We start from the raw sequence: 20,301 nt of genomic DNA, 5'->3' as shown, positions 1-20,301 counted from the left end.
TCATGGCCGGGACGATTCCGGCGGTTTCCGCGGCCGGTCGGCCGGCTCGAATTGATATACCACTTCGCCCGGTCGCACCATCCCCAAACGCTCGCGTGCAAACTGTTCGATCTTGACCGGATCGGAACGCAGCGCGCGGATTTCCTTTTCGATTTTTTGATTTTCTTCCGACAGCTGTTGGATTTCCTGCTGCAGTTGATGATAGGTATTGCGCATCTTGAAATATTTTACCAGGCCCATATCACCGACGATCAACGGGACCAGCAGGTAGAGCCCGACCAGCACTCCGACTCCCCAAAAGAAATGGCGGCGAAGTTTCTGATGTCGCTCGACCGTTTGTTTGCTGCGATTCCAGCGGGCCATAATTGTAGGGGCTCACCTCGCCGCTTATTTTATCCGGGGGCCCATGCGGGCTTCGCGTCCTGCGATGCCCCCGGACCCCGCGCTCGGACAGGCAAAGCCCGATCCTCGCTTAATCCGCTGGCCAAGCCAGAGGGAGCGACTCGACCGAGCTCGTCGAAGTCCTCCCCCTCTCGCTCGCCTGGCTGGCCGAGTTGATCACCCTCAGCGACCCGGCAGGGTCTGCCGGAAAGATCCGCTTCCGCGGAACACGGCCGTTTCGCCCAATTCTTCGGCGATTCGTAATAATTGATTAAATTTGGCCACCCGATCCGTCCGGCAGACCGGACCGGTCTTAATCTGACCCGCGCCGCATCCGACCGCGAGGTCGGCGATTGTCGTGTCTTCCGTTTCCCCGGAACGATGCGAGATGATCGTCGCGTATCCGGACCGTTTGGCCAGCTCGATCGTCTGGATCGTCTCGGAAAGCGTGCCGATCTGATTCAGCTTGATCAGAACGGAGTTGCCAACCCGTTCGTCGATCCCCTTCTGGAGGATCTCCGGATTGGTCACGAAGATATCGTCTCCGACCAGCTGAAGGCGGTGGCCCAATTGCCGGGTCATTCCCTGCCATCCCTTCCAATCGTTCTCGGCCAGTCCGTCCTCGATCGAAACGATCGGAAAACGGTCGATCAGGTTCTCGTAGTACGCGACCATCTCCTCCGAGGACCGGGTGCGTTTGCGTTCCGTCCGGAGAACGTATTTCCCCCGCTCATAAAACTGGCTGGCCGCGGCATCGATGGCCAGGAAGACATCTTTCCCGGGCCGGTAGCCCGCCTCGTCGATGCCTTTCATGACGAGTTCCAGGGCTTCTTCGTTGTGGCTCAGCATCGGCGCAAAGCCGCCCTCGTCGCCCACCGTGCTGCGGGCCCCCTTTTTCATCAGCACGCTTTTCAGATGATGGTAGATTTCGGCGCCCATTCGGACTGCCTCTTCAAAACGGGCCGCGCCTACCGGCACGATCATGATCTCCTGAAAGTCGAGATTGTTATCGGCGTGGGCGCCGCCGTTGATCACGTTCATCAATGGCACGGGGAGTTCCCTGGCCTCCACCCCTCCCAGATACCGGTAAAGCGAAAGGCCGGTCTCTTCGGCCGCCGCCTTGGCCACGGCCAGCGACACGGCCAGGATCGCATTGGCCCCCAGTTGGCTTTTATTCTTCGTGCCGTCCAGCTCGATCATCATCCGGTCGATCATGGCCTGCTCCCGGGCCTCCATTCCAAGAAGGTGGGGCCCGATCGCTTCATTCACGTTTTGGACCGCTCTGAGGACGCCCTTTCCCAGGTAGCGTTGCCTGTCCTTGTCGCGAAGCTCGACGGCCTCATGCTCTCCCGTGGAGGCGCCCGAGGGAACGGAGGCGCGACCGGCGACCCCGTTCTCCAGGATCACATCCGCTTCGACCGTTGGATTACCGCGCGAATCCAGGATCTCTCTCGCGTAAACCGCGACAATCTCGCTCATCGTCTCTCCATATTGGTTAGGAGTGAGTAGTGAGGAGTTAGGAGAGAAAATCCTTTACTCCTGACTTTTCAGTCCTCACTCAGTTTCTTCTTCAGCAGTTCATTCACCTTGCCGGGATTGGCCTTTCCCTGAGACCGCTTCATCACCTGCCCGACAAAGAAACCGAGGAGCTGGCTCTTGCCCTGGCGGTAGGCGTCCCGCTCGTTCGGGTGGGCTTGAAGGACCTCATCGATCAAGGCCTCGAGGGCCCCCTCGTCGCTGATCTGTACCAGCCCCTTTTCCTTGACGATCGCCTCGGCCGGACGGCCGGTCCGATACATTTCCTCGAAGACCGTCTTGGCGATCTTCCCGCTGATCGTTCCGGCATCGATCATTTTGAGCAGCCCGGCCAGCCGATCCGGGAGGATCGGACAGTCGGTGATCTCCCGTCCGCTGTTTTTCAATTCCCGGAGCAACTCGGTCATGATCCAGTTGCTGACCGTTTTGGGTTGAGGATAGGCCCCGACGCAGGCTTCGAAATAATGGGCAAGGTCCTTGGACGTCGTGAGGACCTCGGCGTCGTAAACCGGGATTCCGTAGTCTCGGACGAACCGTTCGCGCTTGGCGTCCGGGAGCTCCGGAAGCGTCTTGCGGACCTCCTCGATCAGATCGGCGGGGATCACCAGCGGGACGAGATCCGGTTCTGGGAAATAACGGTAGTCATGGGCTTCTTCCTTGCCGCGCATCACGACCGTGATCTCTTTCTCGGTGTTCCAGAGCCGGGTCTCCTGAACGATCCGTCCGCCTTCGCGCAGGACCTTCTCCTGGCGACGAAGTTCGTACTCCATCGCCTTCTGGACGAACCGGAATGAGTTGATATTTTTCAACTCGACGCGGGTCCCGAACTCCTTTTGTCCCACCGGTCTCAGCGACAGGTTGGGCTCGCAGCGCAGGCTCCCCTCCTCCATGTTTCCATCGCAGACGTCCAGGTACACCAGGATGTCCCGAAGGGCCCGGAGATAGGCCACGGCTTCATCGATCGACCGGATGTCGGGCTCGCTCACGATCTCGAGCAGCGGCACGCCGGCGCGATTGAGATCCACATGACTGGCGGCGTCCAGGCCCTCGTGAAGATTCTTTCCCGCATCTTCCTCCATGTGAATCCGGCGAATTCCGATGCGCTTGATCCGGTCGTTGACGGCCACCTCCAGATAGCCGTGCTCGCACAACGGCAGCTCGTACTGCGAGATTTGATATCCCTTGGGCAGGTCGGGGTAGAAATAATTTTTCCGGGCGAAGCGGCTGTAGGGAGCGATCCGGCCGTGCAGGGCCAGGCCGGTCTTGACGGCCATCTCCAGGACGCGGCGATTGAGAACAGGCAGCACTCCGGGCATCCCCAGGCAGATGGGGCAGGTCTGCGTATTGGGGGCCGCCCCGAATTTGGTGCTGCAGCCGCAGAAAATCTTGGAGGCCGTCTTGAGCTGCGCGTGGACTTCCAGGCCGACGACGACTTCGTATTTCACCTCTTGTTTCGTTCCGGCCGGCGGCATTCGATTCACTCCATCTCAAAATTCAAATTAAAGGTTGGCCCTTCTCTTATGCCATTCCGTCGCCTGTTCATAGGCATAGGCCGCTTTCAGGATCGTCTCCTCGGCGAAGGGCCGGCCCATGATCTGCAGACCGATCGGAAGGCCCGCCTTGGTGAAGCCGCAGGGAAGCGAGACCGCCGGAATCCCGGCGATGTTCACCGAGATCGTGAAGATGTCCGACAGATACATCTGGAGCGGGTCCTGGGTCTTCTCCCCGATCTTGAAGGCGGCGGAGGGCGCGGTCGGCGTTACGAGGACATCGACCTGCTTGAAGGCCTCGTCGAAATCGCTTTTGATCAAGGTCCGGACCGATTGGGCCTTTCGGTAATAGGCGTCGTAGTAGCCCGATGAGAGCGCATAGGTTCCCAGCATGATGCGCCTCTTGACCTCCGGGCCGAAGCCGGCCTGGCGGGTCTTCATGTACATTTCGAGAAGGTCCTTCGTCGGTTTGGCCCGGGATCCGTACTTCACGCCGTCGTAGCGCGCGAGATTGGAGCTGGCCTCGGCCGTCGCCAGAATATAATAGGTGGCGATCGCATAGTCCGTGTGCGGCAGGAGAACCTCCCGCTTTTTCGCGCCGAGTCTTTCCATCGTCCGGACGGCTTCCTTGACTGCGTGAAGCACCTCCGGCTCCATCCCGTCGATGAAATACTCCTTCGGAATCCCGATCCGCAGTCCGGAGAGGTCCCGGCTCAGGGTGCGGGCGTAGTCTTCCGCGGGAAGGTCGGCCGAGGTGGAATCCTGCGGGTCATGACCGCCGATGGCGCTCAGCAGGATGGCGCAGTCCGTCACGTCCTTCGTCAGCGGCCCGATCTGGTCCAGGGAGGACGCGAAGGCCACCAGGCCGTAGCGCGAGACCCGTCCGTACGTGGGCTTTAATCCGACGACGCCGCACATCGCGGCCGGCTGCCGGATCGATCCGCCCGTGTCCGATCCCAGCGCCGCAATGCAGGCGTCCGCCGCCACGGCCGCCGCCGATCCGCCGGAGGATCCTCCCGGAATCCGGTTCAAGTCCCACGGATTGACCGTCAGGCCCAGGGCCGAGTTCTCGGTGGAGGAGCCCATCGCGAATTCATCCATGTTGGTCTTGCCGATGAACACCGCGCCGAATTCTTTCAGCCGTCCCACCACGGTCGCGTCGTAGGGCGGGACGAAGTTTTCAAGGATCTTCGAAGCGCAGGTGGTCCGCAGGCCTTTTGTGCAGAGGTTGTCTTTCAAGGCGATCGGAATACCCGTCAGCGGATGGGCCGGCCGTCCGGACTGAAGCCACCGGTCGGCGGCCTCGGCCTGGGTCAGCGCCGGCTCGGCCGTCACGGTGGCAAAGGCATGGATCCGCGACTCCACCGCCTCGATCCTCTGGAGAACCGAGCGGGTGAGTTCCCGCGAGGTGGTCTTGTGGTTTTTCAATTGTTCGTGCAGTTCATGGATCGTCGATCGGGAAAGGTCCACAAGCCCTCTTACCTTTTGATGAGACGGTTTTTTTCGTCGACTTTGATGATGGTCGGTTTATAGGTTTTCAATTCCTGGTCGTTATAGTACTCATAGCAGAAAATCACGACCCGGTCCCCGATCACCCCTTTTCGCGCCGTCGGACCGTTGAGGCAAATTACCCCGCTGCCGCGCTGGCCCGAGGGGATCACGTAGGTCTCGAAACGTTCCCCGTTGTTGATATTGGAAACCATCACCTGTTCGTAGGGCAGGATCCCGGCCGCCTCCAGCAGATTTTCATCCACCGTCAGGCTTCCCTCGTAATCCAGGTTCGCGTCCGTCACGGTGGCCCGGTGGATCTTTGAACGCAACATCAATCGCAGCATGGTCACTCCCTCTCTTCGATGATCTTGGGCACGCGGAAAAAGTTGTTGACACGGTCGGGCGCGTTGGCCAGGACGTCCTCCGGAGCCAGGCTTTTCCGAATCACATCGTCCCGCAGCACGTTGCTCAGGTCCAGCACGTGGGACGTAGGCTCCACCTTCGAGGTGTCCAGCTCGTTTAGCTTTCCGATGTACGTGAGAATCTCGGAGAGCTGGCGGCTGAATGCCTCCTTCTCCTCCTCGCTGACAGCCAGCCGCGCCAGCTTCGCCACGTGTTCCACTTCTTCTTTGGAGAGTTTCATAACACCATCTCGTCCTTCCTTACTCGACCGTCACGCTCTTGGCGAGGTTCCGGGGTTGGTCCACGTCGCAGCCGCGAAGCACGGCGATATGATAGGCCAGCAACTGCATCGGAACCGAAAGAACGATCGGCATCAGGAGGAGGGGTGCGGGGGGGACCCTGATCACATGGTCGGTTTTTGTTTCGATCTCCCGATTCCCCTCCGTGGCCACGGCGACAATGATGCCCCCGCGGGCCTTGACCTCCATCACGTTGCTCAGGACTTTTTCATACACTTTGTCCTGCGGCGCCAGGACCACGACCGGCATGTTCTCATCGATCAAGGCGATCGGGCCGTGCTTCATCTCGCCCGCCGGGTACCCTTCCGCGTGAATGTAGGACAGCTCTTTCAGCTTCAATGCGCCCTCCAAGGCGACCGGATAATTGATCCCCCGACCGAGATACAGAAAATCCCGGTGCTTGAAGAAATGCTTCGCCATTTCGGAGATCGCCTGATCTTGCTTCAATGTCTCCTCGATCAACCGGGGGAGATGCTGCAGGTCTTGCAAAAGGGTATTCCCGCGCGGGGGGCTCAACATTTTTCGGGAGGCTCCGAGGTAGAAGGCCAGAAGATAAAGGGCCGCCAACTGGGACGTGAAGGTTTTGGTCGCCGCCACGCCGATTTCGGGCCCCGCGTGGGTGTACAACACGCCGTGGGATTCCCGGGCCATCGTGCTCCCGACCACATTGCAGATCGACACCACCCGCGCGCCCTTGGCCTTGGCTTCCTTGACGGCCGCCAGGGTGTCGGCGGTCTCCCCCGACTGGGAAATCGCGATCAGCAGCGACCGGCGGTCCAGCACCGGATCCCGGTAACGGAATTCCGAACCGATGTCCACATCGACCGGCACGCGGGCCAGCTCTTCGATCAGGAACTTGCCGATGAGGGCCGCATGCCACGAGGTTCCGCAGGCCACGAGCGTGATTTTTTGAAGGCCGTCCACTTCCGCCGGGGTCAGGCCGATTTCGGGAAGGGCCACCGCGTTTTCCTCAAGAAAGACGCGGCCTCGAAACGTATCCAGGACGGCCTGCGGTTGTTCATGAATTTCCTTCAGCATAAAATGCTTGTAACCGCTCCGCTCGGCCATGACCGGATTCCACGAAACGGCCTCGATCCGTTTTTCTTTGGGATGGCCCGCCGAATCCTTTACGGAGATCCCCTTGGGCGTTAGGACGGCCATCTCCCCATCATCCAGCAGGATAATATCCCGCGTATGATTCAATATGGCCGGTATATCCGAGGCCACGAAATATTGTCCGTCCCCGACACCGGCCACCAGGGGGCAGCCTTCCCGGGCCGCGATCAGGGTATCGGGCTCTTTTTCGGAGAGGACACAGATGGCGTAAGCGCCGCGAACTTCCTTCAAGGCCGAACGGACGGCTTCCTCGAACCCCTTTCCATGGCTCATCTGCCGGTCGATAAGATGGACGATCACCTCGGTATCCGTTTCCGACTGGAAGGTTCGGCCCTCCGTCTGCAGTTGGTGTTTGAGCGGAAGATAGTTCTCGATAATGCCGTTGTGAACCAAGACCAGGGAGCCGGCCCGATGGGGATGGGCGTTCTCCTCCGAGGGCCGTCCGTGAGTGGCCCAACGGGTATGCCCGATGCCGATGCGGCCCGCCGGCGTTTCTCCGGACAGCGCCGCTTCGAGATTTGCCAATTTTCCGACCGACCGACGGACCTCGATGCGGCCGTGTTGAATGTAGGCGATGCCGGCCGAATCATACCCCCGGTATTCAAGACGGCGGAGCCCTTCGATCAGGATGGGAACCGCTTCATTTTTTCCGATGTATCCGATGATTCCGCACATGACAAGGATCTAATCCTTCTTGGATTTAACCGCTTCCCTTTCGGCCTTCCCTTTTGTTTTTTTTCCTCGCCTCGCCCAGTCCTTCTTGATTTCCTGCCGGGCCCGGCCCACGGCCAGGGAATCCGGAGGGACGTCCCGGGTGATCGTGGACCCCGCTCCGATCACGGCGCCTCGACCGATCCGGACCGGGGCGATGAGCTGGGTGTCGCTTCCCACAAAGACCTCGTCCTCGATGATCGTCTTGTGTTTGCTGACGCCGTCATAGTTGCAGGTGATCGTACCGGCCCCGATGTTCACCTTATTTCCGATTGAGGCGTCTCCGAGATAGGTCAAATGGTTCGCTTTGGATCCCTCTCCCATCTCGGTCTTCTTCACCTCCACAAAATTCCCGATTTTCGAATCTTTATGGAGCACCGTCCCGGGACGAAGATGCGCAAACGGTCCGACCCTCGCGCCCTCCTCCAAAACCGCTTCGTTCAGTACGCAGGAATCCAGGACCGTTACCGCGGCACCCAGACGACAATTGGTGATCCTCGTATGGGAATGGATGACGCAGTCCTCTCCGATTTGGCTGGCGCCCTCCAGATGGACGTTCGGGTAGATCAGGGTGTCTCGTCCGATCGTGACGTCCGCGTCGATCCAGACCGACGCGGGGTCCAAGAGAGTCACGCCCTCCGAGAGATGACGCTCGGCGATCCTTCGGCGGACGGCCCGCTCGATTCGCGCCAGGTCCGCCCGGGTGTTGATCCCGGTAACCTCCTCCGGGTCCTGTGCCTGAAGCGCGCCGATTTTCAGGCCCCGCCGGACGGCCAGTTGCACGATATCGGTAAGATAATATTCCCGCTGTGAATTGGCGGACGTCAACTCTTTAAGCGCCGAAAACAAAAACGGAATATTGGCCACATAAAATCCCGTGTTGATCTCCCGAATGGCCCGCTGAGCCGGCGTAGCGTCCGCCTCCTCCGTGATGGAGATCGGATCGCCGCCCGGATTCCGAATCACCCGGCCGTAGCCTTTTGGGTCGGAAAACGTCGCGGTTAAAAGCGTCAGCTCATGGCCCCGGTCTTGATGGGCTTTGAGCATCGACCGGATCGTTTCGACCGTAATCAGCGGCACGTCCGCGTTCAAGATCAGAGCCGGTCCCGGGAAATCGGCGAGGGCCGCCTGTGTCTGAAGAACCGCATGCCCTGTTCCCAGAGGCCGGCCTTGATGAACGGTCTCGGTCGGCTGATTTTCCAGGGCCTGCTTCACGGCCTCGGCTTGGTGGGCCACCACCACGAGGATCTTTTCGGACGGCAGCCGTCGGGCCGTTTCCACGGAATAGAGAATCATGGGCCGACCGGCGATCGGATGAAGTACTTTGGCCCGCTTGGATTTCATCCGCTTGCCCAGGCCGGCGGCCAAAATTACGGTGGCGATTGTCATCTTGGCCGCCTTTCGGCCCGGATCGGAATGACAATCCGAAAAGTTGTGATAATATTATTCTTGATACGGTTCGTCGGAAAATTCATCGTGTTTGTTGAAGCGCCGTATCTAATAATACTCATTTTCCTTAATTGTTGCAAGCGTTTATTTGCATTTATCGGGAGGTTTCTAAGTCATCCTAGACCGCTGGCAGGAGGAGCGTGGTCTTTCTTGAATTGGCCCTTTACGGGATAAGGAACTTTACCCAGCTCACCCGGCTGGCCTTCAAGCCGGGCTTGAATCTCATCCAGGGTGGAAACGGAAGCGGGAAAAGCACCGTGTGCGATGTCCTGCTTTCCGTTCTCGCATCGATTTCAGACGCGACGGTTGACAGCCTAAAATCTCGAAAATCCACCGACATCGGCCAGGCCGGCCTGATCTTCAAGACGAAAAATGATCGCGTCTACCGTCTCATCCGCGACTTCGTCGGTCGTAAGAGCAGCCTTTCCGAATTGGATTCGTCGAATAAGTTTCATGTCGTGATGCAGGGAGAGGAGCCGATCGCAAAATTTCTGACGGACGAGAACGGCGGCCTTCCCCTCAAAGCGTTTGAAGGACTCTTCACGATGAGGGCCTCTTGGATGCCGTCATCACGGGCCGGGGGTGTATCCCAGGCCGAGGACCGTTCTTCTTCGCCCATTCCTCAATCCTCACCCGTTCTTACCGCCGAAACAAAATCGATTCCCCAGGACCGCGCACAAAAGCAAAAACGGCTGGAGGAACTCAAGGGGTTTCTCACCCAGGGCGATCGGCTCGCGGCCATGGAAGACCAGCTCTCCGATTTGCAGGCCCGTTCAGCGGAAAGTAAACGCCGTCTTCGGGTCGCCACGGAAAAAACGGCCGAGCTCACCCGACTCCAGCAGCAAGGAGGCGGCTTTGAATCGTTGCGGGGCCTGCCCGACGACTATCCTCTCATTCTTGAAACCTCGGCCCAGCAGGAACATCTGAAGAACGAGCAACTGGCCACGATTGCCGAGGAGGAAGAATTCCTTAAACAGGACATGGCGGCCATTCCCAATCAACCGTTCTTTCTCACCAAGTTTTTTATCGGTGGAGGGGTGCTGGTCCTGGTCTCGCTCATCCTTATGGTCGATCTGAACCTCATCGGCCTGTTCCAGCATCTGCTGGTGCTCCTGATGCTGGCCGGTGCGGGCCTGATGGGATACGCGGGTTATCTCGATTTTGGAAAACTGAATAAACGCAAGGGGCTCGAGGAAAAATTACGTGAGGCCGAGCGACAACGGGCCCGGGCCGAGGCCGTTTTCAAGAAAGAAAACGCTCCGTGCATCGAACTGTTGAAAAAAACCGGCAGTGCAAATGTCGCGAGTCTGAAAGAGAAGGTCAGAACCTATGAGCAGTTCATGCAGGCCCGTCGCGAGTTGGAATCGCAACGGGACCAGTTCCTGGGAAAGAAAACCCTTGAAGAATTGCAGAGCGATGTGGACACCTTGACACGCCAAATCACCGATCTTGAAACCAAGCTGAAGGCGTCCTCGACGCTGCCGTCGGACATCTATTTGATCCAGGAGGAGGTCCGCATTCTGGAGCAGGAACTGGCCATTCCGCTTACGGCCGACCAAAAAACTAAGATCGATCCGCCACCCGCGTCGGCGGTACCCACGGAGCCGCGGCGATCCGCCTCCTCCGGCGAAGGGCCCGATTTTGTCTCGGCTTCATTCCGGGGCGGCCTTCAAACGCCTCCGGTTCAATCCCTGCTCCTTGATCGCCGTCTGGAGCTGAGCAACCGGATGACCCGGCTGATCGAGCGGACGGGGGGGTTGAACGAGGCCGTATTGATCTTGGGCCAGGATCTGTTGCCGGTGTTGACGTCCCGTACAAATGAGCCCCTGCCGTGGCACATTTTAAGCTCAGGCCAACAGGATCTTTGCCATATGATCCACCAGCTTGCCGTCGATCAGGCCCTATCCCAATTCTACCCGTTTCCCCTCATTCTCGATAACCCCCTGCCCTTTCTGGACCCCCCGCATCAATTAATGGTGCTGGACATTTTGCGAGAAATCGCGCAAAATACACAAATTCTTTTGCTCTCTTCGGTGGCGTATCCCAACCGAACGAGCGATCATCTGATTGTACTAAAGTAAATCAGGGGCGTCCTATCGGGCGGCCCCGAACTTTCCGTTTCTCTACGGCCGGATGCATTCGGCCACGATGGAACCTTGTCACAATTTTATGACGCGCGGCTTTTTCATTACGTTCGAGGGCACCGAGGGCAGCGGGAAAAGCACCCAGATCGAATTTCTGGCCCGTCATTTGATCCGTCGCGGGCACACGGTCGTTTCCACCCGTGAACCCGGCGGGACCGCGTTCGGCGAACAGATCCGCGAGGTGCTGTTGAGCGTCAAGAATCGCCGGCTGGATCCTCGGGCCGAACTCTTTCTCTACCTGGCCAGCCGGGCCCAACATCTCGAAGAAAACATTCTCCCGGCTTTGAAAAATGGAAAAATCGTCCTGTGCGACCGCTTCTCCGACGCGACCTTGGCCTATCAGGGTTTCGGTCGGGGGCTCGACATGAAACTTGTCCGAATGGCAGCGGGCTACGCCGCCAAAGGGCTGAGGCCCCATCTGACGTTGCTCCTGGACCTGGATGTCCGGGTGGGATTGGCCCGCGTCATGGAACGCGGGAGAAGCAACCGCCTGGACCGTGAACAACGGGAGTTCCATGAACGCGTGCGTGCGGGGTATCTTCGTTTGGCCCGGATGGAGCCCCGGCGGATCAAGGTCATCGAGGCCTCTCGAACTCCGCGGGACGTGGCGAAGGATATTGAAATGATCGTTGACCGGTATTCGTTCGGTCGAAGAGCGGGAAAATGAGACGCATCGATAATGAAACGGCCTTTGACCGGATCGTGGGGCATGCCCATGCCAAAGCCGTTCTGACGACCGCGCTGGCGGCCGAGCGCGTCGCCCATGCCTATTTGTTCCACGGCCAGGCCCATATCGGGAAATTCCTAACGGCCATGGCCTTTGCCAAGACGGGCCTGTGTCCCCATCCGAATATCGGGCGAGCCTTCGGCCGCCCGACGCTTGCGTCCTGCGGCGGATGTCCCTCCTGTCTTGCCATTAATACGGGAAGCCACCCGGATCTCCACTTGGTCCGGCCGGACGGCGTCCAGATCAAGATCGGACAGATTCGTGAACTTCAGAATTCGATCGTCTTTAAGCCGATGATCGGAACGCGGAAATGGTTTCTGATTGACGAGGCCGATGCGATGAACCCCGAAGCGGCCAACTGTTTTCTGAAAACATTGGAAGAGCCGCCGGATCACAGCATCCTGATCCTGATCTCGGCCCGCCCGCAGGCCCTGCTGCCGACGATTCTGTCGCGCTGCCAGGCCGTCCGCTTCAGCCCTCCCCCGCTGGAGGCCTTGTCCTCCTGGCTCCAAGGCCGAAGGGGCCTGAGCCCGGAAGAGGCGCGCTTGCTGGCCACGCTGTCCATGGGAAAGATCGGGATTGCGGCGGAGAGCGATCCGGCGGTATTAAAGCACGAACGGGACCGGATTCTCGACGCCCTGTCTGAGGAGCGCCTTGAAGATCCGGGAGAGCTTTTTAACCAATCCGATGAACTGGCCTCGACAGCGGAGCAACTCGTCCGATCGCTCGACAGGGTCGAGGTCTGGCTCCGGGACGTTCTGATCGCCCGGCACGATCCCGATTTATCTCTTCTCGTTAATCAGGATATCCCGGAACGAATTTTGGACTGGGGCCGTGCCCTTTCCACCGACACGGTGTTGGAAACGCTGACGCTGATCCACCTCCTCAAACGGGCCGCGCCCCGAAATCTCAACCACGCGCTGGTGTTGGAATCGGTGCTCCTGAAAATTCGGGATGCGGTGATCGGCGAAGCGGCCGGGGGCTCAAGACCCGGCGAGCCGGGTCAAATCCGGAGATGAAACCCCCGTCCAGGAAAACCGCTTCCCGAAAGCGCAAATCCTTCTACGTCACGACACCTATCTATTACGTCAACGACGTCCCTCACATCGGGCATGCCTACACGACGATCGCGGCCGACGTCCTCGCGCGCCATAGACGGCTCCGGGGCTATGACACCTTTTTCCTGACCGGGACGGACGAACACGGACAGAAGGTTCAGCAGGCGGCCTCCAAGAAGGGCCTGGATCCTCAGGTCCATGCCGACCGGATGGTCGTGGCGTTCAAAGAGCTTTGGAAGCGTCTGGCGATTTCTAACGACGACTTTGTCCGCACGACCGAGGACCGCCACAAGCGGGTCGTGCAGGAAGTCCTCCGGCGGCTGCAGGCGAAGGGGGTTCTCTACAAGGCGCCTTACGAGGGCTGGTACTGCCTGCCGGATGAACGGTTCTGGGCCGATGACGAAGTGGCGGATGGAAATTGTCCCGAGTGCGGTCGGCCGGTTGAACGGATTTCGGAATCGAACTACTTTTTCAAGATGAGCGCCTACCGGGATTCCTTAATCCGGCATATCCGGAAGCACCCCGGATTCATTCAGCCCGAAAGCCGTCGGAACGAGGTGTTGGGCTTTCTGGATCGGCCGCTCGAAAATCTTTGCATTTCCCGTCCGCGGACTCGACTCGCCTGGGGCATTCCCTTTCCCGATGATCCGGACTACGTCACGTACGTCTGGGTGGATGCCCTCGTCAATTATATCTCGGTCCCCGGCTACGGCACGGACAAACGGCGCTTTGCGAAGTGGTGGCCGGCCGATGTGCATCTGGTCGGAAAGGATATCCTGACGACGCATGCGGTATATTGGTCGACGCTGCTTATGGCGCTCGGGCTTGATCTTCCGAAGACCTTGTTCGCGCACGGCTGGTGGACCGTCGATGGTGAAAAGATGTCGAAAAGCCGCGGCAACGTGATCGATCCGGGTGCGATGGCCGCGGAGTATGGGACGGACGCCTTCCGTTACTTTCTCCTGCGGGAGGTTCCCTTCGGGCAGGACGGCGACTTTTCAAAGTCGGCGATGACGGCCCGCTACAACAGTGATCTGGCGAACGATCTGGGCAACCTTTATTCCCGCACGCTCGCGATGATCGAGCGGTATACCGGCGGAGTGCTCCCCAAGCCCCACCCGAAGGCGCTCAAGCCGGAGGACCGTCGGATGGCCGCGCTGGCCAGGTCGTTGAATCGCACGGTCGGCCGAGAAACGGAACGGTTCGCATTTCACCGGGCGCTTCGCGAGATCTGGACGCTCGTGGATTTCGCCAACGGATATGTCGAGCGGACCGCCCCGTGGGATTTGGCGAAAGAGCCCCAAAAACGGCCCCGGTTGGACGTGGTGCTGTATCATCTGGCCGAAACGCTGCGCCTCCTCGCGGTTTATCTGTTTCCCTTCATGCCTGCGACGGCCCGACGCATGACGGCGGAGCTGGGTTGTCCGTCATTGCTGGACCGGGTGTTGAAGCCGCAGGACTATCCGTGGGGAAGGCTCAAGCCGGGTCAGGCCGTTCAGAAAGGGAAGCCGCTTTTTCCGCGCATTGAATCACCGCGGGCCGTTATGGAACCGGAAACCGCCGCAGCCACGAAGCCTTCGAAGGAGAGAACCATGGAATTGACACGCAGCGAAGCGTCCTACATCTCGATCGACGAATTCCGGAAGCTGGATCTCCGGGTCGGCCGAATCCTCACGGCTGAAAAAATAGCGGGGGCCGACAAACTGCTAAAACTTTCGATCCAAATCGGCGCCGAAACCAGACAGGTGGTTGCCGGAATCGCGACGAAGTACGCGCCCGAGCAACTGATCGGCCGATCGGTCGTTCTGGTGGCGAATCTAAAGCCGGCTGTCATCCGCGGAATCGAGTCCCAGGGAATGATCCTGGCGGCGGGCGATAAAACGGTCGAGGCCCTGGCGACCTTTGCCGAACCGGTAGAGCCCGGAACGCGCGTCAAATGAGTTCGCCCCCCAATTTATTGACTTGACTTCCTCCCGCGACAGCCGGTAAAATCAGCCTCTTTTTGTGTCGCTGTCTATGAATTACCCCGGCCGGCATGGAGGTGACGGGCAACCATCAGGAGGAAACCCAATGGCGGTATTGATCAGGCGTTATAAATTGGCCACAGGCCAGACCAAAGAGGATCGGATTACGGATCCGGACCGGATCGAGCGGTACCTGGGGATGTTTGAACGCGAGGATGTCAAACAACTTCAAACGGGTCAAAAGGTAACCATCGAGAAGGACGAGTGGCAGCTCCTGCCTTGACTCGTCCGGTCCCGTGGCCGGATCACTCGGCCAACGACCCCCTTCAAAACTGGCATTGAAACGCGGGGTCTATTATAATAAACACATGCAGCGGCGTCGGTTTCTTAAAGGGTTCATCGGTATGATCCTGACCGTCTTCGTGGCTCGAAGAGGGTTTGGGAAGGGTGACGATATGCCCGGAAAAATCCAAAAGATTCATAAAACCGAAGACGAATGGCGAAAGATGCTTACGCCGGAGCAGTTTTATGTCCTGCGCGAGGAAGGAACGGAGCGGCCCTTCACAAGCTTCCTCCTTGAGGAAAAACGCAAGGGCCAATATGTTTGTGCGGGCTGCGAACTGCCCTTATTCGCCTCCGAGATGAAATTCGACAGCGGCACAGGCTGGCCGAGTTTCTTCACGACCCTTGAAGGACGGGTGGAGACGAAGCGCGATTATATGCTGATTTTCCCCCGTACGGAATACCACTGCGCCCGGTGCGGAGGCCACCAGGGGCATGTCTTTGACGATGGCCCGCCGCCCACCGGACAGCGCTGGTGCAACAACGGTGTCGCCCTGGAATTTATTCCGGACAAGGGCTGAGCGATAACGGTCGGCCGCTCCTAAAACATCCCGTGCCGTCTGGGGAATAAAAACAGAGCCAACAGGAAGACCAGTTTCAGCCACAAGCGAAACCCCAGCCCGGACAGCTTCATTAAATTATCGGCTCAATGATGGTCGTGCTCCCGACGGACGCAATAAGGTCCCTCGCAGCCCTTAAGATCCACGGTGGGATCCATTTCCGGAGGAATCCGGAAACGGGTTTGGGTCTCATAAAGCGGCCGGACAACCTTGCGAGCGTCGAATTCAAAGTTGAGCATCGCCGCTCCATGGGGTGAAATCGTAATCAGCTTCTGAACCGGCTTCATGTGGGGATGCCAGGCGATGACCTTATAGGTTCCCGGGGGAATATTCTCGATCGTGAACTCCCCGCCTTTTCCCGTCTTCGCGAAGTAGGGGTTATCGACGACCCACGCCCAGGTCTGCATGTATTCATGCATCTCGCAGATGATCTGGGCGATTTGCATTCCATTTTCCAGATCGATGTATCCGCTGCTGGCCTGATAGGAGACCGGGACTGGAAAACTCAGAACGCGATTCCCCTTTTCCGGCTGGTAGACTTGGGTGGCATGGCTGATCGGATCGCGGTTGACAACGGACAGCAGGGTATGGTTTCTGATGATGGTGAGCAGCGGGTGGACGTGGACCAGTTGACCATGGTGGAATTCGAACTGCTCGCTCTCCGGGACATCGGCCGGATGAAACATGCAGTTCACGGTTACCAACTCGGTGTCGCGGGAACGAAAAGCCTTTCCCCGCTGGACATCCTGGATCGCGACGACCGCATCCTGCAGGCCTCCGGCGTCGTCCACGTTGAATTCCCGCAGCAGAACGAGGCCCTCCCCGTTGGAAATCTTTTTGCAATAATCGCCGAAGGGGTACAGGACCATCGGAAACACACGGGGCTCCGGGACCGGGCCTCGAAGCGTAACCTTTCCCGTGATCGTTCCGCCGGACTGCACATCGACCGCCTCGTAGGCCGATGCAAAGGAACGCCATGCCAGAAAGATCATCACCGCGAGGAGGGAGGGTTTGCACCGTCGGAAAAGTGTATTCATGATTTACAGTCGTCCCAATTCCCCTTTTACCTGCTTCGCCAGTTCGTGGTCCGCGTGGGCACTGACCAGTTGCGTCCAGACTTGTTTCGCGCCGCCCGGGTCTCGTTTCGATTGGAGCAGGATCAACCCCTTGTTGTAAAGAGCCTCCGGATTGTCTTTCTGCATGGACAGGATTTCGTCCAACTGATGAAGGGCCTCATCCGGTTTTTGCATGAAGATGTAGCAGTTCGAGAGACTCAGCCGGGCGTTGATGTTTTTGGGGTCTGATTTGAGGGCCCGTTCGTAATAATCCTGCGACTTCTCGAAGCGCTGAATCATAAAATTGGCATCGGCGAGACTGATGAGGGCCCGGACATCGTTCGGGTCCTGTTCGATTTTTTTCTTGTCGGCCTGAATCTGTTCCATGGAAAACTTGCCTTGGTCAAAGGGAACGATGTAGAGCGAAAGGGACTGGGGCTGCTGCGCCGGAGGAGGAACGGCCTGTTGGGCGGCGGGCGGTGTGTAGGACGGTCCGGATGAAGGAGAAGAACTGTTTTGATTGCAGCCGGCAAAAAATGCCGCCAGGATGAAGAGGGACGGGAGGGCCGGAGCCTTGACGATCTTATTCATTTCGATCTCCTCGTATATATTATATTAGATCCGGGCTGATCGAAGGTAGCAGTTTTATCCGGAAATTTCAAGGACTGTTTCCTTGAAAATAACCCAGGGCTCCGGTACAATTCAGGATGAATCCCGGATCTGGCATGAGACATCCGATGTTGATCGACAGCCACACTCACCTCTATGATCCCGTCTATGACGCCGACCGCGATGAAGTGATCCGCCGGGCCCGCGAGGCCGGGATCCGGGCGGTCGTTTCGATCGGCTGCGATCTTGAGACCAGCCGCCGTGCGGTGGAACTGGCGGAGCGGCACGAGATCATTTACGCCTCGGTCGGCGTCCATCCCCACGAGGTCAAGCACCTGGATGACGCCGCCCTGACCAAGCTCCGGCGATTGGCCGCTCATAAAAAAGTGGTCGGTTATGGGGAGATCGGGTTGGATTACTACTATCGGCACTCCCCCAAGGAGATTCAGCAGCGGCAGTTTCGCTCCCAGATCGGCCTGGCCAAGACGCTGGGCCTGCCCATCGTGGTTCATTCCCGGGATGCGAAGTCCGACACGCTGGCCATCTTGAAGGAGGAAGGGGCCGAGACGGTCGGGGGCGTAATGCATTGTTTCACGGGCGATCTGGAGATGGCCCGTGCGGCGATCGAGATGAATTTTTACATATCGTTCTCGGGAGTGCTGACTTTTACCAATGCCGGAGCGCTCCGTGAAGTGGCCCGGGCCCTGCCTCTCGAGAAGGTACTGGTCGAGACCGACTGTCCCTATCTTTCGCCCGTTCCCAACCGGGGCCGGCGGAACGAGCCGGCCTATGTCCGGCTCACGGCGCAGGTCCTTTCCCGGTTGCATCCCTCGCTGCCCCCGGATTCGGTGATGAAGATCACGGCGGACAACGCCGCCAAGCTGTTTCGGATATCCGTTCCGGATTTCTAATCGTTCCTAATATCCCCCCGTGGGGTTGAGTCCGACCGCCTGGTCAATTCGTTCTAACTGCCCGCCAATATTGACCGTTTGCGATTTTCGTGCTATGGTATTAGCGAGATGAATACGCCGGTTCATTACGGAAAATATCTCTTGATCGACAAAGTCGGCACGGGCGGAATGGCCGAACTGTTCATGGCCAAACAGACCGGGCTCAAGGGTTTTGAAAAGATGATGGCGATCAAGCGCATCCTCCCCCACCTGACCGAGGATGCCGAATTTATTTCGATGTTCATCAACGAGGCGAAGCTCGCCGCGCTCCTGACCCACCAGAACATCGTTCAGATCTTCGATCTGGGCCATGTCGAAAATTCCTATTTCATCGCCATGGAGTACGTGATGGGAAAGGACCTGCGGACGATCCTTCAGCGTGCGAAGGCCCTCCATCTTCCCATGTCGATCGGTCACGCCCTGCTGATCATCACCAAAGTCTGCGCCGGTCTGGATTATGCCCACCGGAAGAAGGATCTGACCGGCCGGGACTTGAACATTGTTCATCGCGACGTCAGCCCGCAGAACATCTTGGTTTCCTACGAGGGGGAAATCAAATTGGTCGACTTCGGAATCGCAAAGGCCGCCAGTCAGAGTTCCGAGACGCGTACCGGAATCCTGAAGGGAAAATTGTCCTACATGGCGCCGGAGCAGGCTTGGGGACGTCCGGTCGACCGACGGGCGGATATTTTTGCCGTTGGAATCCTGCTGTATGAGCTCCTCACCGGCCACAAACTGTTCAAGGGCGACAACGACTTCAACACGCTGGAGAAGGTTCGCGAGGCCCAAGTGGAGCCCCCCCCGACTTCGCTCAACCAACAGGTGGCGCCGGAACTCGAGGCGATCATCCTCAAGGCCTTGGCCAAGGAGCCGGACCAACGCTTCCAGTCCGCGTCCGAATTGCAGACCGCGCTGGAAGATCACATGTCCAAAAAGGGATATGATTTCAGCGCGGTCCGGTTGGCGCAATATCTCCAGACCCTGTTTCAGCACGACATTGAGCAGGACAGTCATCGATTCCAGACCGCCAGCGGCACGTCGGTCGGCGCGGGCCTCCCCGATCAGAGCACGGTCATTCGTCCGCGTCATGCGGGGGACGGGGCTCATGAGACGACACCCTCCCGGTCCAGCGGCCGCCGGCCGATGCCGACCCCTCTTCGGCCGTCTCGTCGTGCGTCCGCTTTCCGGACGGCCCTCCTGACTTTTCTGTCGATCATGGGCGCGGCCATGGGGATCTCGACGATCAATCCGCCGTTTCTTCAATCCATCGCCCAGAACTCCCCGGAGGTCCGGGTGGCCGTGCTCCGCCTGTCAACATGGCCCGCCCTGACGGTCGAATGGGCCCGTCATCTTCTTACGGCCGCGTCCGGATCGTCAAGCCCGGCGTCCGAGGTCGCGGTATCGCCGCAGCCCGTCTCGGAACGGGTCCCTCCTCCCGCCGTTCAGCCTGAACCCCCGGCGGCAGTTGATTCGCCCCCACCCGGCCCTGTCGTCGAACCCGGATCTCAGGAGCCCGTAACTCTGCCAGCCGAGATTACCGAAGAACCGGATCGGAGATTGACCCCGTTGGAAAAAGAAGAGACCCGCAGGCTCCTCAAAGACGCCAAGGCGGCATACGATGAACGCCGCTTGGACGATGCCGAGCGTATGTTTCGGCGGATTATCGAATTGAATCCCAAGGTTCCGGTCGCCTACCACTTCCTGGGAATGATCACATTGGAACGAAAAGATCCGGACGGGGCGAACCGTATTTTCGAAGAGGCTTCGCGGAAATTTCCGGATTATCCCGTCTTGCATTACGATCTGGGTTTCTTGTATCTTAAACGGGGCGTGATTTCACAGGCCCAGGACGAATTGCAAAAGGCCTTGGCCTTAAACCCCAGGGCGCCGATGGCCGATCGCGCGCGGACCGTTCTTCAGGATTTCAAACGGCCTTCCGATCCGCAGGAAGTCAAGCCGCCGGCGGTCGATCAGGAATCGGATTCTTCGACCGGCGCCGCACCACCCCAATAAGAAT

At 58.8% G+C, this 20,301-nt stretch carries 18 protein-coding genes; 8 read left to right on the top strand and 10 right to left on the bottom strand.

Annotation, left to right across the window (positions count from 1 at the left end):
• From VMN77_11985 to glmU, 8 genes are all read right to left on the bottom strand, one after another.
• Positions 1-363 carry a septum formation initiator family protein gene (locus VMN77_11985; protein ID HTN44505.1) on the bottom strand — a complete coding sequence of 121 codons (363 nt, stop codon included), beginning with the start codon at positions 361-363 and terminating at the stop codon, positions 1-3.
• Between the two features lie 201 nt (positions 364-564).
• The gene (gene eno / locus VMN77_11980) at positions 565-1,860 is read right to left on the bottom strand and encodes a phosphopyruvate hydratase (protein ID HTN44504.1); all 1,296 of its coding nucleotides are present in this window, start codon (positions 1,858-1,860) and stop codon (positions 565-567) included.
• Between the two features lie 68 nt (positions 1,861-1,928).
• Positions 1,929-3,362 (bottom strand): Asp-tRNA(Asn)/Glu-tRNA(Gln) amidotransferase subunit GatB, encoded by a 1,434-nt coding sequence (gene gatB, locus VMN77_11975; GenBank protein HTN44503.1) that lies wholly within the window; start codon positions 3,360-3,362, stop codon positions 1,929-1,931.
• 54 nt (positions 3,363-3,416) lie between these two features.
• On the bottom strand, positions 3,417-4,877 hold the full coding sequence (gatA, locus tag VMN77_11970) for an Asp-tRNA(Asn)/Glu-tRNA(Gln) amidotransferase subunit GatA (protein ID HTN44502.1): 1,461 nt from the start codon (positions 4,875-4,877) through the stop codon (positions 3,417-3,419).
• A gap of 8 nt (positions 4,878-4,885) precedes the next feature.
• On the bottom strand, positions 4,886-5,242 hold the full coding sequence (gene panD, locus VMN77_11965) for an aspartate 1-decarboxylase (protein ID HTN44501.1): 357 nt from the start codon (positions 5,240-5,242) through the stop codon (positions 4,886-4,888).
• A gap of 2 nt (positions 5,243-5,244) precedes the next feature.
• Positions 5,245-5,541 carry an Asp-tRNA(Asn)/Glu-tRNA(Gln) amidotransferase subunit GatC gene (gene gatC / locus VMN77_11960; GenBank protein ID HTN44500.1) on the bottom strand — a complete coding sequence of 99 codons (297 nt, stop codon included), beginning with the start codon at positions 5,539-5,541 and terminating at the stop codon, positions 5,245-5,247.
• A gap of 19 nt (positions 5,542-5,560) precedes the next feature.
• Positions 5,561-7,390: a glutamine--fructose-6-phosphate transaminase (isomerizing) gene (gene glmS, locus VMN77_11955; protein ID HTN44499.1), complete on the bottom strand. Its 1,830-nt coding sequence runs from the start codon at positions 7,388-7,390 to the stop codon at positions 5,561-5,563.
• 9 nt (positions 7,391-7,399) lie between these two features.
• A complete protein-coding gene (gene glmU / locus VMN77_11950; GenBank protein ID HTN44498.1) occupies positions 7,400-8,815 on the bottom strand; it encodes a bifunctional UDP-N-acetylglucosamine diphosphorylase/glucosamine-1-phosphate N-acetyltransferase GlmU in 1,416 nt (471 codons plus the stop codon).
• A gap of 200 nt (positions 8,816-9,015) precedes the next feature.
• On the opposite strand from glmU, the gene VMN77_11945 reads away from it, so the two are divergent.
• The 6 genes from VMN77_11945 (at position 9,016) to msrB (ending at position 15,631) form a co-directional block, all read left to right on the top strand.
• Positions 9,016-10,956, top strand: a complete 1,941-nt coding sequence (locus VMN77_11945) for a hypothetical protein (protein ID HTN44497.1) — start codon at positions 9,016-9,018, stop codon at positions 10,954-10,956.
• A gap of 88 nt (positions 10,957-11,044) precedes the next feature.
• Positions 11,045-11,686, top strand: a complete 642-nt coding sequence (tmk, locus tag VMN77_11940; GenBank protein ID HTN44496.1) for a dTMP kinase — start codon at positions 11,045-11,047, stop codon at positions 11,684-11,686.
• Positions 11,683-12,765 carry a DNA polymerase III subunit delta' gene (holB, locus tag VMN77_11935; protein ID HTN44495.1) on the top strand — a complete coding sequence of 361 codons (1,083 nt, stop codon included), beginning with the start codon at positions 11,683-11,685 and terminating at the stop codon, positions 12,763-12,765. Before tmk ends, holB begins: the two co-directional genes overlap by 4 nt.
• Positions 12,762-14,744 (top strand): methionine--tRNA ligase, encoded by a 1,983-nt coding sequence (metG, locus tag VMN77_11930; protein HTN44494.1) that lies wholly within the window; start codon positions 12,762-12,764, stop codon positions 14,742-14,744. Before holB ends, metG begins: the two co-directional genes overlap by 4 nt.
• Before the next feature lie 130 nt (positions 14,745-14,874).
• A complete protein-coding gene (locus tag VMN77_11925; protein ID HTN44493.1) occupies positions 14,875-15,051 on the top strand; it encodes a hypothetical protein in 177 nt (58 codons plus the stop codon).
• Between the two features lie 121 nt (positions 15,052-15,172).
• On the top strand, positions 15,173-15,631 hold the full coding sequence (gene msrB / locus VMN77_11920; protein ID HTN44492.1) for a peptide-methionine (R)-S-oxide reductase MsrB: 459 nt from the start codon (positions 15,173-15,175) through the stop codon (positions 15,629-15,631).
• A gap of 125 nt (positions 15,632-15,756) precedes the next feature.
• Here msrB and VMN77_11915 read toward each other — a convergent pair whose 3' ends face one another.
• A complete protein-coding gene (locus VMN77_11915; GenBank protein HTN44491.1) occupies positions 15,757-16,707 on the bottom strand; it encodes a carboxypeptidase-like regulatory domain-containing protein in 951 nt (316 codons plus the stop codon).
• Positions 16,708-16,710: 3 nt separating this feature from the next.
• Entirely contained in the window at positions 16,711-17,316 is a 606-nt protein-coding gene (locus VMN77_11910; GenBank protein HTN44490.1) for a tetratricopeptide repeat protein, read from the bottom strand.
• A gap of 134 nt (positions 17,317-17,450) precedes the next feature.
• On the opposite strand from VMN77_11910, the gene VMN77_11905 reads away from it, so the two are divergent.
• Together VMN77_11905 and VMN77_11900 are read left to right on the top strand one after the other, a co-directional pair.
• Positions 17,451-18,245 (top strand): TatD family hydrolase, encoded by a 795-nt coding sequence (locus VMN77_11905; protein ID HTN44489.1) that lies wholly within the window; start codon positions 17,451-17,453, stop codon positions 18,243-18,245.
• Positions 18,246-18,353: 108 nt separating this feature from the next.
• On the top strand, positions 18,354-20,297 hold the full coding sequence (locus VMN77_11900; GenBank protein ID HTN44488.1) for a serine/threonine-protein kinase: 1,944 nt from the start codon (positions 18,354-18,356) through the stop codon (positions 20,295-20,297).
• The last annotated feature ends 4 nt before the right edge of the window (positions 20,298-20,301 follow it).

The sequence above is a fragment of the Nitrospiria bacterium genome, assembly GCA_035498035.1.
Taxonomy (GTDB): Bacteria; Nitrospirota; Nitrospiria; order JACQBZ01; family JACQBZ01; genus JACQBZ01.
This window is presented reverse-complemented; position numbering and strand designations above follow the sequence as displayed.

Excerpts from the sequence above, each read along its gene's own strand:
- VMN77_11985 (HTN44505.1), bottom strand. The coding sequence starts at position 363 with ATGGCCCGCTGGAATCGCAGCAAACAAACGGTCGAGCGACATCAGAAA.
- glmS (HTN44499.1), bottom strand. The coding sequence starts at position 7,390 with ATGTGCGGAATCATCGGATACATCGGAAAAAATGAAGCGGTTCCCATC.
- panD (HTN44501.1), bottom strand. The coding sequence starts at position 5,242 with ATGCTGCGATTGATGTTGCGTTCAAAGATCCACCGGGCCACCGTGACG.
- VMN77_11900 (HTN44488.1), top strand. The coding sequence starts at position 18,354 with ATGAATACGCCGGTTCATTACGGAAAATATCTCTTGATCGACAAAGTC.
- glmU (HTN44498.1), bottom strand. The coding sequence starts at position 8,815 with ATGACAATCGCCACCGTAATTTTGGCCGCCGGCCTGGGCAAGCGGATG.
- metG (HTN44494.1), top strand. The coding sequence starts at position 12,762 with ATGAAACCCCCGTCCAGGAAAACCGCTTCCCGAAAGCGCAAATCCTTC.
- holB (HTN44495.1), top strand. The coding sequence starts at position 11,683 with ATGAGACGCATCGATAATGAAACGGCCTTTGACCGGATCGTGGGGCAT.
- eno (HTN44504.1), bottom strand. The coding sequence starts at position 1,860 with ATGAGCGAGATTGTCGCGGTTTACGCGAGAGAGATCCTGGATTCGCGC.
- VMN77_11925 (HTN44493.1), top strand. The coding sequence starts at position 14,875 with ATGGCGGTATTGATCAGGCGTTATAAATTGGCCACAGGCCAGACCAAA.
- VMN77_11915 (HTN44491.1), bottom strand. The coding sequence starts at position 16,707 with ATGAATACACTTTTCCGACGGTGCAAACCCTCCCTCCTCGCGGTGATG.
- tmk (HTN44496.1), top strand. The coding sequence starts at position 11,045 with ATGACGCGCGGCTTTTTCATTACGTTCGAGGGCACCGAGGGCAGCGGG.
- msrB (HTN44492.1), top strand. The coding sequence starts at position 15,173 with ATGATCCTGACCGTCTTCGTGGCTCGAAGAGGGTTTGGGAAGGGTGAC.
- gatC (HTN44500.1), bottom strand. The coding sequence starts at position 5,541 with ATGAAACTCTCCAAAGAAGAAGTGGAACACGTGGCGAAGCTGGCGCGG.
- VMN77_11910 (HTN44490.1), bottom strand. The coding sequence starts at position 17,316 with ATGAATAAGATCGTCAAGGCTCCGGCCCTCCCGTCCCTCTTCATCCTG.
- VMN77_11905 (HTN44489.1), top strand. The coding sequence starts at position 17,451 with ATGAGACATCCGATGTTGATCGACAGCCACACTCACCTCTATGATCCC.